The following is a 14,277-nucleotide window of genomic DNA, read 5'->3' on the forward strand; positions in this document are numbered from 1 at the left end:
ATACATAGATTGTTGGCTTTCTTTTATATGAGGACGAATCATTTTATGGATATCTATATTCAGAAAGCAATCATTCATCAGTTCCGTCCAGATGATACAGACTTGGTTTTAGCAGATAAGTTTCTCAATATCACTCCAAAAATTGAAGAATATCTACGAAGAAAAGTGGAGCGTGTCTATTCTGATGAAGCTAAGACTGGGATCTTCGAAGAAGGAAATCCCTTCTTCCATTACATCACGGATGATCTATTAGAAACATCTGTTACCCTAGCCAATCTTTGGAAAGAAGAGTTCAGTATTTCTGAAAATCAAAAGACAAATGATTTGGTCTTTGTCCAGTTTTCGAAAGAAGGAGTGGCACATTTTGCCTTCCTACGAATTGCATTGCGCGAAACTTTGACACACTTAGGTGGTGAGGTGGACAATCCAATCAAACTCACTCAGAACAATCTCCCAGGTTTTGGAACTGGAGCAGATGAAGCTTTAGTAGTCAATCTTCAAAGCCGTAAGTACCATTTAATCGAGAAACGCATCAAGTACAATGGCACCTTTTTGAATTATTTTTCTGAGAATCTCTTGCAGGTTCAGCCAAAGATTTCACCTAAGAAATCTATCAAGGAATTGGAGAAGACAGCTCAACGCATTGCTGAGAATTTCAATGCTGATGATTTTCAGTTCCAATCCAAGATGAAGTCAGCCATTTTCAATCACATAGAGGAAGACAATCAATTGTCACCTGAAAAATTGGCTGATGATCTCTTTGACAATAACCTGACTGCCCGACTTACCTTTATCGATCAGGTCAAGGAAGCTGTTCCAGAGCCTGTCCGTTTTGAAGAGATTGATGCTAGTCGCCAGCTCAAGAGATTTGAAAATCAGAAACTTTCCTTGTCAAACGGAATTGAGCTCATTGTTCCAAATAATGTCTATCAGGATGCGGAATCCGTGGAATTCATCCAGAATGAAAATGGCACCTATTCCATTCTGATCAAAAATATTGAGGATATACAAAGTAAATAATGTTTAAATTTATACGAAGAGTGTTGGTAGTAGCAGTCTTCCTTTTCGTCGGCTATAAATTGTATCATATTCACCAAGATGTAAAACATGTGATGAGCTACCAACCGTTAGTTAGAGAAATCTTGAATGAGAAGGATACACCTGCAAACGAAGAGCTAATACTGGCCATGATTTATACCGAAACCAAAGGAAAAGAAGGCGATATCATGCAGTCTAGCGAATCTGCTACTGGAGCGACAAACACTATTTCTGATAATACGAGTAGTATCCGCCAAGGAGTTCAAACTTTGACAAATAATCTCTATCTGGCTCAAGAAAAGGGAGTGGATGTCTGGACTGCTATTCAAGCTTATAATTTTGGGCCTGCTTATATTGATTTTATTGCGCAAAATGGGAAAGTAAATACTCTTACACTAGCTAAGAAATATTCGAGAGATACAGTTGCGCCGACCTTAGGAAATACAAGTGGGAAAACCTATCGCTACATCAATCCCATTTCTATCTTTCAGGGTGGAGAACTCTATGTGGATGGTGGAAACTATTATTACTCTAGACAGGTTCAACTAAATCTCTATGTCATGAAAATTTTTAATCTATTTTAAGCATCTAGAACTTCTAGGTGCTTTTATAAGTTTTCTTTAAGGATACTTTAATATTCTAGAGAAGAAAAGGAGGAACGTCTCATGCGAAAGAAATTCTTTCTGACTAGCGCTGCAGTACTTTTAGCAGTTGTAACACTGCAAAGCGCTCAAGCAGCCACTGATGTTCAAAAAGTAATTGATGAAACCTATGTTCAACCTGAGTATGTCTTGGGTTCTTCACTAACGGAAGATCAAAAAAATCAAACACTGAAAAAACTTGGCTACAATGCCTCTAAAGATACTAAAGATTTGAAGACTATGACACCAGATGTCTACTCAAAGATTATGAATGTCGCAAATGACTCTAGTCTTCAACTTTATTCGTCAGCAAAAATTCAAAAATTGGGAGAAAAATCTCCACTTGAGGTAAAGATTGAAACGCCTGAAAATATCACTAAAGTGACACAAGATATGTATCGCAATGCGGCTGTTACCTTGGGTGTAGAGCACGCGCGTATTTCCGTTGCGGCACCAATCCCAGTTACTGGTGAAAGTGCCCTAGCAGGTATTTACTATTCCCTTGAGTCAAACGGTGTTCAATTACCTCAAGAAAATAAAAATTTGGCCCAGGAAGAGCTCAAGGCCTTGTCAGACATTAACGACGAAAACAAGGATAAATCAGGATATGATGCCAATAAACTCAATGTAGCCCTTGCTGATATCAAATCAGCTGTAGCAAAGGCTAAAGAGACCAAAGGTGAACTTACAGAAGATGATGTTCGTAAGATTGTTGAAGACACCTTAAAGAACTACAAACTAGATCAAGTTGTTACGGGTAACCAAGTTAATGTCATTATTAACTTTGCCTTCAATCTTTCAAAGAGCGATATTCTTAATAACGAAGACTTTGCAAAGACGCTAAAAGATTTGAAACAAAGTATCGTTGCGCAAGCAGGTGACAGTTTCAGCAATATCGACTTAAACTTTGATGCCAATAAAGCTATTCAAGACGGTGGAAACATCCTTAGCTCAATTTGGCAAGCTATCCTTAACTTCTTCAAGAGTTTTGGTGCTTAGGTCAATTCATGGTATAATAGATGGTAACAGGGTTGTTGCCGTCTTTTTTTGTCGGCTTATAGAAAGTGAAAAATATGTTAAAGAAAAATGATATTGTAGAAGTTGAGATTGTCGATTTGACCCATGAAGGAGCTGGTGTTGCAAAGGTTGATGGCTTGGCCTTTTTTGTAGAGAATGCATTACCAACAGAAAAAATCCTTATGCGAGTACTCAAAGTCAATAAAAAGATTGGTTTTGGTAAGGTCGAGGAATATCTTACACAATCTCCACATCGTAACCAAGACTTAGATTTGGCTTACCTGCGTTCAGGAATTGCTGACTTGGGTCATTTAGCTTATCCAGAGCAACTCAAGTTTAAAACCAAGCAAGTAAAAGATAGCCTTTATAAAATTGCTGGAATCATGGATATAGAGGTCGCAGATACTCTTGGCATGGAAAATCCTGTCCAATACCGCAACAAGGCCCAAGTCCCTGTTCGTCGTGTCAATGGTCAGGTCGAAACAGGCTTCTTTCGGAAGAACTCTCATGATTTGATGCCACTAGAAGATTTTTATATCCAAGATCCAGTGATTGACCAAGTTATTGTGGCTTTACGTGATTTGCTTCGTCGCTATGACTTAAAACCCTATGATGAGAAGGAACAGTCCGGCTTGATTCGTAACCTTGTCGTTCGTCGAGGACATCATTCTGGAGAAATCATGGTCATTTTGGTCACCACTCGTCCTAAAATTTTTCGAGTTGAACAGTTGATTGAACAAGTCATCAAGCAGTTCCCAGAAATCGTATCAGTTATGCAAAATATCAATGACCAGAATACTAATGCCATTTTTGGAAAAGAATGGCGAGTTCTCTATGGTCAAGATTACATTACGGACCAAATGTTGGGGAATAGCTTTCAAATCTCTGGACCAGCCTTTTACCAGGTCAATACAGAAATGGCAGAGAAGCTCTACCAGACAGCCATTGACTTTGCGGAGTTAAGTGAAGAGGATGTGGTCATTGATGCCTACTCAGGAATCGGGACTATTGGTTTATCTGTCGCTAAGCATGTTAAGGATGTTTATGGTGTCGAAGTCATCCCAGAAGCGGTAGAGAATAGCCAGAAGAATGCTAGTATAAATGGCATCACCAATGCCCACTATGTGGCTGATTCAGCTGAAAATGCCATGACTAAGTGGAGTAAGAATGGCATCAAACCAGACGTCATCATTGTGGATCCACCACGTAAGGGCTTGACTGAAAGCTTCATCAAAGCCAGTGTTGCCATGCAACCTGAGAAGATTACTTACGTCTCATGTAACCCAGCAACCATGGCGCGTGATATCAAACTCTACCAAGAATTGGGATATGAATTGAAGAAAGTACAACCGGTTGATTTATTTCCGCAAACGCACCATGTTGAGGCGGTAAGTTTGCTAGTCAAGGAGTAAAACGACGAAGATTAGCATTTACTTCCGCCCATGCGATAGCTGTCCGTGATTGACAAGTGCTAGCACGCAGACAGAACGGAGATAGCGAACCGCTGAGTGTGTCGCTTTGCTCGTAAAAGCCTAGAACCTTTGAACGAAAGGGATAATGAAAAGCCTTGATTGCAAGGCTTTTTGCTTTATGGTGGGGAAGTATTAGAGTAAGTAATTTTTGGAGTGAGTGGAAGTGATAGTTAGGAATTCTCAAATTCTATTTCCATTTACACTGTGGGTACGTTTTTATTTCCATTGACAAGGAGTTTGAGGGAATAGAAACGTACCCACCTATATGAAAAAATCACGAAAGGTTTGATCTATGGAAATCAGTAGAAATTAGGTGATACAATAACACGTTATAAAAACCTTGAAATCAGTATGTTTCAAGGTTTTAAGTACTCTTACGGATAGCATTGGGAACATCTAACTTTCTTGAGGAGTAAAGTTTGTTTCTCAATATAGTAATCGTTAAATTGTGTCGAAGCGTTATATGATATGATAATTCCAAATAGTCCTTTGGGCTTTTTTGGCATTGTGATATTCTCTAAGAACACGAGATTGCTTCAATAATTTACAAAGTTATGGGGATTTCTCATAGCTTTTTTACTTTCTTCCTTGACAATTGAGCAACTGTTCAACTATAATGGTAATAGTTGAACAGTTGCTCAACTATTATCGATTATTGAGGTATAAGATGTCATTTTTTTCATCTCTATCACCAGTAATGCAAGCTTTATTAGCTGGCTTATTCACCTGTTTTGTACCATTATCGGTGCTAGTTTGGTCTTTTTTGTCAAAACCATTCATCAAAAATTCATGGATATGATGATGGGCTTGGCAGCGGGTATTATGACGGCAGCTGCAGTCTGGTCTTTGCTTGTCCTTTCATTTGGCTATAGCCAGTCAATGGCTGCAAACAGATTTTACTGGTTGCCGACGGCTGTTGGTTTTTATTGTCGGGGGCTTAATTATCCGCTTTATTGATTATTTGGTTCCCCACCTGCATTTGAATCAACAGATGAGTGATAAGGAAGGGATTTTGAATCCCCAAAGACCCTTATCAAAGACCATGCTACTTTATCTGGCGGTAGTGATTCATAATATACCAGAGGGCTTAGCAGTTGGTGTGGCAAATGCCACAACTGGACTTTCCTTTACGTGGATGAGTGCCCTTGGATTAGCCTTGTGAATTGGTATCCAAAATATTCCAGAAGGCTCTGCCTTGTCCTTGCCGCTACGGGCAGAAGGGCGAAGTAGGAAATCAGCTTTCTACTATGGCGCCATGTCAGCGATTGTTGAGCCGATTGCAGTTGTTTTAGGGGCCTATGCTGTTATGTCTATGCCCCAGCTACTATCTTATGCTCTCTCATTTGCGGCAGGAGCCATGATTTATGTTGTAGTGGAAAAACTTGTGCCAGGTGCTCAAGAACACAAGAATACCGATATTGCAACAGGTGAGTTTATGGACGGATTTCTAATTATGATGTTACTTGATACAACTTTAGGATAGGAGGAATACAAAATATGTCACAGTGTTTAACAGCTTGTAATCCAGATTTAATTCAAGGGGTCCATGAGACGGAGTTTGATACCGTTACATTGCTAAATATGTCCAATTTTTTTAAGGCGATTTCTGATCCAACTCGTTTGCGGATTTTACAAGCAGTACGGCAAAAAACAATTTGTGTCGGAGACTTAGCGATTGCGTTACAGATGACCAAATCTGCTATTTCTCACCAACTACGCTATCTGCGGGACTGCCAATTGGTCAAGGGGGAGAAAAAAGGAAAGATGACCTATTATGAACTTGCGGACGATCATGTCGCAGCAGTCTTGTCTTTGACACTGAAACATTTGAAAGAGGAAAAACATGAAGAAAGAGTATGAACTTCGAGGAATTGACTGTGGCAATTGTGCTGCTAAGATTGAACGTGCTGTCAATCAATTGGAGCAGGTAGAATCTGCCACTGTCAATCTGATAGCTCAAAAGCTGATTTTGGAAACAAAAAGCGAAGATGGGATAGATAAGGAAATTATTGACTTGGTGGATGCTATTGAACCTGGAATCGAAGTTATCAGTGAGAAAAAGGAAGAGGCACTTCCAGAAAAACGAGATTGGGCGAAAGAGCTGCTACTTGCTGTTATGATTCTATTTGCCTTCGGCTTTTTCCTGCCAGAGGAGTATTTCTGGATTCGTCTGGTCTATTATCTGACCCTATATATCATTATCGGCCATAAGGTTCTTATCAAGATGGTTCAAAATATTCAACGTGGTAATCTTTTTGATGAAAACTTTTTGATGAGTATCGCGACCTTAGGAGCCTTTCTCTTGGGAGAATTTCCAGAGGCAGTAGCCGTCATGCTTTTTTATCAGATTGGGGAGTATTTCCAAGATAAGGCCACCTCTCAATCTCGTCAGTCCATTGCACGATTGATGGATATTCGGTCGGATAAGGCTTGGAGACTAGAGGGGGGAGAAACAGTTCAAGTAGACCCTGAAACAGTAAGGGTTGCGGACCATATTTTAGTTAAGCCTGGGGAGAAGGTGCCCCTAGATGGTCTGGTCAGAGAAGGTCGTTCTATTCTGGATACGTCAGCCTTGACAGGAGAATCACTGCCTAGGGAAATTGGCGTTGGTGAGGACATTACAAGTGGTGTGATCAATTTGACTAGTCCATTGGTAATTGAAGTGAGTAAGACTTTTTCGCAATCAACGGTCAACAAAATTTTGGAATTAGTTGAAAATGCAAGCAATAAAAAAGCGGAGACGGAACGGATGATCACACGTTTTTCGCGTGTGTATACACCAGTGGTTGTCGGAATCGCTTTTCTGCTTGCAAGCCTGCCTCCCTTGCTTGGTTTAGGGGAGTGGTCGACTTGGCTTTATCGGGCACTTACCTTTTTAGTCATTTCTTGCCCTTGTGCTCTTGCGGTTTCGGTACCAATGAGTTTCTTTGGCGGGCTAGGGGGAGCATCTAAATTAGGTGTCTTAGTGAAAGGTGGGAATTATTTAGAGGCTCTTGCCAAGTTGGATACGGTCGTATTTGATAAGACGGGGACAATTACAAAAGGTATCTTTGCGGTGGATACCGTTGTCAACGCAGAAGGTGTCGAGGATGATATTCTGTACCTCGCTGCCCATCTGGAAAGCTATTCCAATCATCCAATCGCAAACTCTATTCGAACAGCCTATGGACAGGAAGTGGACGAGAATAGGGTGAGTCAGATTACCGAGCTACCAGGGCAGGGCATGTCCGGTAGGGTAGATGGCAGACAGCTCTATCTTGGGAATGCTAGATTAATGGAAGTTCAAGGGATTGCTTATCCAGCTATTGACAGCACAGGAACAGTTCTCTATTTGGCAGAGGACAGTCATTTTCTAGGCTATTTCCTTATCACAGACCAAGTGAAGGAGACGAGCATCGAGGCCTTGAAGGATTTACAGGCAGTCGGAATTAAAAAGACGGTTCTCCTTTCAGGCGATCGTCAGGCAGTGGTTGATGAATTTGCACAGCAATTTGCCTTTAATGATGCATTTGGAGATTGCTTGCCTCAGGATAAGGTGAGTACATTTGAGGAAATTCTGACTCAGTCTCAGCAGGCTGTTGCCTTTGTTGGAGATGGGGTGAATGATGCACCGGTTCTTGCTAGGGCAGATGTTGGTATTGCTATGGGAGGGCTAGGTTCGGACGCAGCCATTGAATCAGCAGATGTTGTACTGATGGATGATGACCTTGGAAAACTTCCTCAAGTCATTCGACTGGCTAAAAAGACAGTCAGAATAGCTCGGCAAAACATGACCTTGGCTATTGTAGTTAAACTAATTTTCTTGGTTCTAAGTGGATTGGGAATTTCTAATATGTGGGAGGCAATCTTTGCAGATGTTGGTGTAACGCTACTGGCAGTATGGAATGCATTGAGGACCTTGAGGATAGATACCTCCACTTTGTCAAAGTAAGTGAACAAACAGAGCGATATACAAGTTTTTGTATAATCGCTTTTTTAAACTATGATATGGGCTTTAACGATTTTAACCTAAATCTAGTAACCGTTGAACGTGCATCAATAGAACACACTATGACCATCAACAAGAACTACGTTACTTTCATTAAGGGTATTTTCTGGTAAATTTCAAAAATAAAACCTTGATTTTGCGCCATTTCTTTTTTTCCTTCCCGAAGGCGCGGGAGTACACCCCTTTTGTTAAGGATTTATCCCTTTTTAAATATTTTCATTCTAAAGTTTAATTTTAAACAACAACTCTATCACTTTCGTTATATAATATAGATGTTGACTAACTCCACATGTTGAGTGTGTGAGCTTATTGGTAAAACGCAGTTAAACATCTCGCTTTAACATTTCAAGGCGAGATGCTTCAAAGCTCCACTGGAGCTTTGAACTCCCACAAACGCACCAAGTTGAGGCAGTATCACTGCTCTTCCAATCTGAGACAGCGATAAATAGAAGGGGATGGTATTGGTGTCAATCAATGAGTAACAAAGTAACAGCATGATTTGAAACATTTGCCTGTAATTTGCGGAGGAACATCAATATGGATGGAATAACAAAAGATTCTATAAAAACGGCTAAACTAATGAAACAATTATGGCCCCAATTAACCGATAAAGAAGCTATTGATGAAGTAAAAAGATATACGAATGGCAAAAATACTGCAATCTTTACTGAAGTTGAAGGTGACACAATTGTAGGTCTAGCACTATGTTCACTCAGATTTGATTATGTTGAAGGTTGTAAATATAGTCCTGTTGGATTCTTAGAAGGGATTATTGTCGACGAGGAATATCGTTTAAAGGATATTGCTAAAAATCTCTGTACAAAATGTGAGGAATGGGCGAAAAATAAAGGATGTAAGGAATTTGCAAGTGACTGTACTTTAACGAATACGGATTCTATAAGATTTCATCTCAATATTGGATTTCAGGAGGCAAATAGAATTATTCATTTTAAGAAGAAATTATAATTTCAGTACGTGGTCAAAATTTATGTATCTTTAGGAAGTGTGAAAGATTGGACGAACAAATTTTTTTGATGGGTGGAAATCCGCCGATAAAGAACCATACGATTGTTCATAAAATTGTGTCATCAAGGAAGATCGAAAGAATTGTCATTTTTACAGTTTATCGAGAAAATTGGGAACCGTATATGAATAAGTACACGGAAGTTTTCCAAAGTCAACTTCCTAATCTAAACACTGATTACTTACTCTTGGACACTGAGCAGATTAATTTTGATAGCTATCTAGATGCTGATCTAATTATTATCGGTGGTGGAAATACGGAAAAGTATTTAGCTACTTACGTCAATCAGCAGTTCAAAAATTATATCGATCGTATGCTGAATAAAGGGGCGAAAGTTATTGGATTTTCTGCAGGAGCCCTATTATTAGGAGAAAAAGTCTATGTTTCACCTAATGATAATTCAGATCATCAGATAAAGATAAAAAATGGATTAGGACTCTTTAGTCAGTTTTTAATTAGTGTTCATTATGATTCCTGGAATGATAAAGCTAATAAGGATAGAGCTGAAGAACTCGTTAATGTTCCCATAATTCCACTAAATGATCATTCATGTCTTGTATTGGATAAACTTGGAAACATCACAGAGAAAATTGACTAGTTTTTATTATCTAAATCTTGATCTAGGTGACTAAAGTGTAGACGAACTGTTTAATGAAAAGCCTTGATTGTAAGGCTTTTTTGCATTTTCCAATAAAGAACTTGACATTATTAGTTACTTCCACTACAATAGAATTACATACCGTCGGTATGATAGAAAGGGACTAAAATGGCAAGGAATAGAAACTCACATGAAACTAGAAAAAAAATACTAGAGGTCTCTAAAAATTTATTTTTAGAAAAAGGATTTGATAATACGTCAATACAAGATATCATAGATGGCTTAGGTGGATTAACAAAAGGTGTTATCTATCATCATTTTGAGTCTAAATATGATATACTGCAAACAATCATTAGCGAAAATAATCAAGAAATTTTAAATTATAATTGGAGAGGAAATACTGGATTAGAAAAGATACAAAATTCTTTGATGGACTCTTTCTCTAATTTTGAACACCAAAGGCTCGTTTACTCTGCCTCAATCATGCTAAGAAGTCCACGTTTGTTAGGAGAGCAGTATCTAGGTCTATTTTCTGATTTTTTACCCGAAATTAGAGAAAAAGTTTACGAAGGAGTTGAAGATGGGTCTATTAAAACAGAATATCCAGAAGAGCTAGCAGATTTAATTGTTTTAACTCTGAATATTTGGATTGGTTTTCAAATTTCCGTTTTTTCATTAGTAGAATTAAAGCGTAAAATGAATTTCATTAAACTTACTTTTGAAGGTCTAGGGGTACAGTTAATTTCTGATGATATGATGGAGGTGATTTTCAACTTATTTGATCACTTAAAAAAATAGTAAATAAGTAGTCGCATGACATTCATGTTAATACTAATTTCTATTTATGTGTTATCAATTCAATAAATTATCTTACATAATTTATAGTTAAAAAATAACATACTTTAAGTGTGTTATTAAAAATCTATTATACATACCGAAGGTATGTTTGTTTTTAGTGTATACATACCGATAGTATGTATAGTAACATTGTCTGAAGAATAAGCTTATTTTTAAATATTTGTCGAGATTAGTCTGAATAGTTTATTCTTTATTTACGCTTTGGAGGAAATAATCTATGTTGTCGCTTATTAAAATTGAATTAAATAAAGTTTCTAAATCTAAATTATTTTTAGCCTGGTTGTGTACTATATTTATAGTGTTAGGTATTACAGCAATCATTATTATGGGTTTAGGTACTGACAATAAACTAGGAGAATTTACTGGACAGGATTCTAATGTTATTAGAATTACTGGTAAATGGGAAGGTTGGGCAATTGTAGCTTCATTGTTTTCATCTTTATTTACAAAAGCAGCATTTTTGATTTTCGAATCTTATTTATTATCTACGATTATTATTGATGAATTTAAACGAAGAACAATTTTTCAGTTGTTTTCTTACCCTATTTCTAAAATAAAGTTACTATGGGGAAAAATTCTTTCAGTCATTCTAATAGCATTTATTGCCCATTTTTCTGCACATTTAGTGATTCAATTATTCATTAGATTCATGGCTGTTGTAACTGAATCTAGTTATATCCCTCTAGCTAGTCAATTAATTAACTTAGCTGGAATAACGTTTGCAACAGTACTAATAGGGTTACTACCATTTGTTTTAGGTATGATTAAACATTCAACAGCTATAACAATGCTTTCAGGACTTGGTTTAGCAGCATTACTTTCAAATGTAAGTCCAGGAAGTTTATCTAATAATATTGCTGATAACTTATTCTTTTTGATATTTGCAAGTTTCATAAGTTTAATGATTACTTCATTTTCAATTTTTAATATTTCAAGACAAGATATTAGTATCAAGTAGCATACCTAAGTTTAATTGAAGGAAAGTGATAATTCCTTAATGATTTCTATAAAAAAAGAGACTGTATAAATTAGTATTTATGCTCTGGGAGAAAAATTCTTGCATTTAAAACTGGATATAGAAAGAGAGATAGAAATGAGAAATATTGTTGAAATAAAAGAAGTTTTTAAAACAATTGATAAAGAAGAAATTTTAAGTGGTATCAACCTTCAAATTGCTGAAGGAGAAATCTATGGTTTTTTAGGACCGAATGGTGCTGGAAAAACAACGTTAATGAAATGTATGTTATCCTTATCAACAATTACATCAGGTAGTATTGAGATTTTTGGGAAAAATTTACAAGAACACAGAGAAGAAATCTTAAGTCAGATTGGAAGTATTATTGAATCACCAATTTTTTATGATAATTGCACTGCAAAAGAAATTTTGGAAATTCACGCTCAGTATATGGGGAAAAATATTATTGAATCAGATATAATAAGAGCCTTAAGAATGGTCGGATTAAAGAATACGACTAAAAAAGTAAAAGATTTTTCGTTAGGAATGAGGCAAAGGCTTGGTTTAGCTCGTGCCTTTCTAACAAAACCTAAATTGTTAATTTTAGATGAGCCAATCAATGGTTTAGATCCAATAGGAATTCAAGAAATTCGAAATCTTTTGTTGTCGCTTTCTAAGGAGCATGGTATTACAATACTAATATCGAGTCATATATTATCGGAAATTTCACAGATAGCAGATAAAATTGGTTTTATCAAAAATGGAGAAATTGTAGAACAGGTCTCTATGAAAGAGATTAGGAGAGAGAATATTAACTTAGAAGAATATTTTATGTCTCATTTTCTAAATGAAATTAAGAATTATGAGGTAGATTAAGGATGAAACAATTGATAAAGAATCATCAGAAGGCTTTTTATGCTTTCATGATATTTAATATACTGGTCCCTTTAACTAATATTGCTTTTGCTTATTCTATTAAAGGTATTATTGATAGTGGTATGTCCCAAAATGAAGTTGCCTTAACTCAAGCGGTACTAGTAGGAGCTAGTGTTATTTTCATCTATGCAGGACTGAACTTTATATCTCTTCGATTGAGAAATAAACTTGTTAGGCAAATCATGTCAAGATACAAAAACAAGGTGTTCCAATCTATTTTAGATAGCGATTATAGAGACTTTTCTAAAGAAAAATCAGGGAAGTTTATTTCTGTATTAACAGAAAATATGAAGAAAATCGAGCAAGATTATCTACACCAGTATTTTAATATTTCAAAAAACCTTTCCTTAATGATTTTTTCACTCCTAGCTATGTTTATAGGTAATTGGTTTTTGACCTTATTAGTAATCATTGCTAGCATTATTCCAATGATGATATCAGGATTTATTGGGCAAAAATCAGCTTCACTTCAAAAAACAGCTATGATTACCGATCAGAAGTATTTAGCTAAGGTTAAAGATATTTTAGCAGGATTTCTGGTTATTAAAAGTTTTAATGTGAAAGATGCTATCTGTAAGGATTATAGTCATGAAAGTGAAAAATTTGATGAAATAAATTTTATAAAAGGGAAATTTGATGTTTTAGCTAATGTTATTTCGCAGCTTTCAGGGATGATTGTTTTTTTGGTAGCCTTTGGTGGAGGAATGTATCTTGTTTTTAATGGCCATACCACAATTGGAAGTGTAACAGCTATTGTTCAACTGGTTAATTTTGTAGTAATGCCACTAAATGAAGTTGGTATGGGAATGAGTAAATTCCGTGAAGGTCAGGCAACACTAGATGCATTTGAAGTAAAAGATGTAACCGAACTTCAGACTGGTGAAACGAAAGAATATTTCGATGATGTTATTTCTTTTTCAAATATAGATTTTTCTTATCCTAATACTGAAGAAAAGATTTTTAATCATTTATCTTTGAAGATTCAAAAAGGGGAAAAAATTGCAATTGTAGGAATGTCAGGGAGTGGAAAATCAACTTTGCTCAATCTATTGCTACGTTTTTATGATGTAACAAGTGGACATATTTCAATTGATAATCAAGATATACAAGCTATTTCAGCAGAGAGTCTTTATAACTTAATGACTATTGTTCAGCAAGACGTTTATATTTTTGATGATACTTTAAGAGCGAATATTACTCTTAATCAATCCTTCACTGATGAGGAAATAAAGCAAGCTGTACATCAGTCAGGTTTAGAAAGTTATGTTTTAGAAAATGAATCTGGCTTACAAACTTTATGTGGAGAGAATGGATCAAATCTATCTGGTGGACAAAAACAAAGATTTAGTATTGCGCGTGCCTTGATTCGAAAAACACCAATCTTATTATTGGATGAGGCCACCTCTTCTTTGGATAATCAAGTAACTACTGAAATTGAAAATTCAATCTTGGATATTCAAAATTTGACTGCACTTGTAGTAACCCACAAGTTGAATAAGAACATTTTGAAAAAATACGATAGAATTCTCTTTATGAAAGATGGCATCATTGTTGAAGATGGCTCTTTTAGTGACTTGATGGATAGAAGAGGTGAGTTTTATAAGTTGTTTGAGTTGAGTGTATAATTCTCTTTCATTTTATAGTATAATTTTATAAAACATTCTATCACTTTCGTTCTATAATATAGAAGTTTGCTATCACGATACGTGGAGTGTATAAGTTTGTTAGTAAAACGTTGTTAAATATCTTA

Annotated in this window: 12 protein-coding genes and 1 pseudogene; all 13 read left to right on the forward strand. The window is 36.4% G+C overall.

The genetic code is table 11. From position 1 onward, the window contains the following. Positions 1–45: 45 nt before the first annotated feature. Positions 46–1,020, forward strand: coding sequence for a nucleoid-associated protein (locus tag HMPREF9180_RS05490; RefSeq protein ID WP_006145498.1), 975 nt, complete (start codon positions 46–48; stop codon positions 1,018–1,020). Next, a complete protein-coding gene (locus tag HMPREF9180_RS05495; protein WP_006145499.1) occupies positions 1,020–1,622 on the forward strand; it encodes a lysozyme family protein in 603 nt (200 codons plus the stop codon). Before HMPREF9180_RS05490 ends, HMPREF9180_RS05495 begins: the two co-directional genes overlap by 1 nt. An 81-nt stretch (positions 1,623–1,703) precedes the next feature. Then, complete coding sequence (locus HMPREF9180_RS05500) at positions 1,704–2,678, forward strand: DUF1002 domain-containing protein (protein ID WP_006145500.1); 975 nt, start codon at positions 1,704–1,706, stop codon at positions 2,676–2,678. Positions 2,679–2,752: 74 nt separating this feature from the next. Continuing rightward, positions 2,753–4,108: a 23S rRNA (uracil(1939)-C(5))-methyltransferase RlmD gene (rlmD, locus tag HMPREF9180_RS05505; protein WP_006145501.1), complete on the forward strand. Its 1,356-nt coding sequence runs from the start codon at positions 2,753–2,755 to the stop codon at positions 4,106–4,108. Positions 4,109–4,835: 727 nt separating this feature from the next. Then, a pseudogene (locus tag HMPREF9180_RS10445) lies at positions 4,836–5,651 on the forward strand (ZIP family metal transporter). Positions 5,652–5,665: 14 nt separating this feature from the next. Then, a complete protein-coding gene (locus HMPREF9180_RS05520) occupies positions 5,666–6,028 on the forward strand; it encodes an ArsR/SmtB family transcription factor (RefSeq protein ID WP_006145502.1) in 363 nt (120 codons plus the stop codon). Then, positions 6,012–8,099 carry a heavy metal translocating P-type ATPase gene (locus tag HMPREF9180_RS05525; protein WP_006145503.1) on the forward strand — a complete coding sequence of 696 codons (2,088 nt, stop codon included), beginning with the start codon at positions 6,012–6,014 and terminating at the stop codon, positions 8,097–8,099. Before HMPREF9180_RS05520 ends, HMPREF9180_RS05525 begins: the two co-directional genes overlap by 17 nt. Positions 8,100–8,693: 594 nt before the next feature. After that, positions 8,694–9,122 (forward strand): aminoglycoside 6'-N-acetyltransferase, encoded by a 429-nt coding sequence (gene aac(6') / locus HMPREF9180_RS05530; protein ID WP_002912789.1) that lies wholly within the window; start codon positions 8,694–8,696, stop codon positions 9,120–9,122. Between the two features lie 47 nt (positions 9,123–9,169). Continuing rightward, positions 9,170–9,778 carry a Type 1 glutamine amidotransferase-like domain-containing protein gene (locus HMPREF9180_RS05535; RefSeq protein ID WP_006145504.1) on the forward strand — a complete coding sequence of 203 codons (609 nt, stop codon included), beginning with the start codon at positions 9,170–9,172 and terminating at the stop codon, positions 9,776–9,778. A gap of 168 nt (positions 9,779–9,946) precedes the next feature. Continuing rightward, positions 9,947–10,576 (forward strand): TetR/AcrR family transcriptional regulator, encoded by a 630-nt coding sequence (locus HMPREF9180_RS05540; RefSeq protein ID WP_006145505.1) that lies wholly within the window; start codon positions 9,947–9,949, stop codon positions 10,574–10,576. 277 nt (positions 10,577–10,853) lie between these two features. After that, the gene (locus HMPREF9180_RS05545) at positions 10,854–11,594 is read left to right on the forward strand and encodes an ABC transporter permease (protein WP_006145506.1); all 741 of its coding nucleotides are present in this window, start codon (positions 10,854–10,856) and stop codon (positions 11,592–11,594) included. A 135-nt stretch (positions 11,595–11,729) separates the two neighbouring features. Continuing rightward, complete coding sequence (locus HMPREF9180_RS05550) at positions 11,730–12,467, forward strand: ABC transporter ATP-binding protein (protein ID WP_025168669.1); 738 nt, start codon at positions 11,730–11,732, stop codon at positions 12,465–12,467. Positions 12,468–12,469: 2 nt separating this feature from the next. Continuing rightward, the gene (locus tag HMPREF9180_RS05555) at positions 12,470–14,152 is read left to right on the forward strand and encodes an ABC transporter ATP-binding protein (protein ID WP_006145508.1); all 1,683 of its coding nucleotides are present in this window, start codon (positions 12,470–12,472) and stop codon (positions 14,150–14,152) included. Positions 14,153–14,277 lie beyond the last annotated feature (125 nt).

The organism is Streptococcus peroris ATCC 700780, from assembly GCF_000187585.1.
GTDB classification, from domain to species: Bacteria; Bacillota; Bacilli; order Lactobacillales; family Streptococcaceae; genus Streptococcus; species Streptococcus peroris.

Coding starts and splice junctions, on each gene's coding strand:
- HMPREF9180_RS05490 (WP_006145498.1), top strand. CDS start 46: ATGGATATCTATATTCAGAAAGCAATCATTCATCAGTTCCGTCCAGAT.
- HMPREF9180_RS05495 (WP_006145499.1), top strand. CDS start 1,020: ATGTTTAAATTTATACGAAGAGTGTTGGTAGTAGCAGTCTTCCTTTTC.
- HMPREF9180_RS05500 (WP_006145500.1), top strand. CDS start 1,704: ATGCGAAAGAAATTCTTTCTGACTAGCGCTGCAGTACTTTTAGCAGTT.
- rlmD (WP_006145501.1), top strand. CDS start 2,753: ATGTTAAAGAAAAATGATATTGTAGAAGTTGAGATTGTCGATTTGACC.
- HMPREF9180_RS05520 (WP_006145502.1), top strand. CDS start 5,666: ATGTCACAGTGTTTAACAGCTTGTAATCCAGATTTAATTCAAGGGGTC.
- HMPREF9180_RS05525 (WP_006145503.1), top strand. CDS start 6,012: ATGAAGAAAGAGTATGAACTTCGAGGAATTGACTGTGGCAATTGTGCT.
- HMPREF9180_RS05540 (WP_006145505.1), top strand. CDS start 9,947: ATGGCAAGGAATAGAAACTCACATGAAACTAGAAAAAAAATACTAGAG.
- HMPREF9180_RS05545 (WP_006145506.1), top strand. CDS start 10,854: ATGTTGTCGCTTATTAAAATTGAATTAAATAAAGTTTCTAAATCTAAA.
- HMPREF9180_RS05550 (WP_025168669.1), top strand. CDS start 11,730: ATGAGAAATATTGTTGAAATAAAAGAAGTTTTTAAAACAATTGATAAA.
- HMPREF9180_RS05555 (WP_006145508.1), top strand. CDS start 12,470: ATGAAACAATTGATAAAGAATCATCAGAAGGCTTTTTATGCTTTCATG.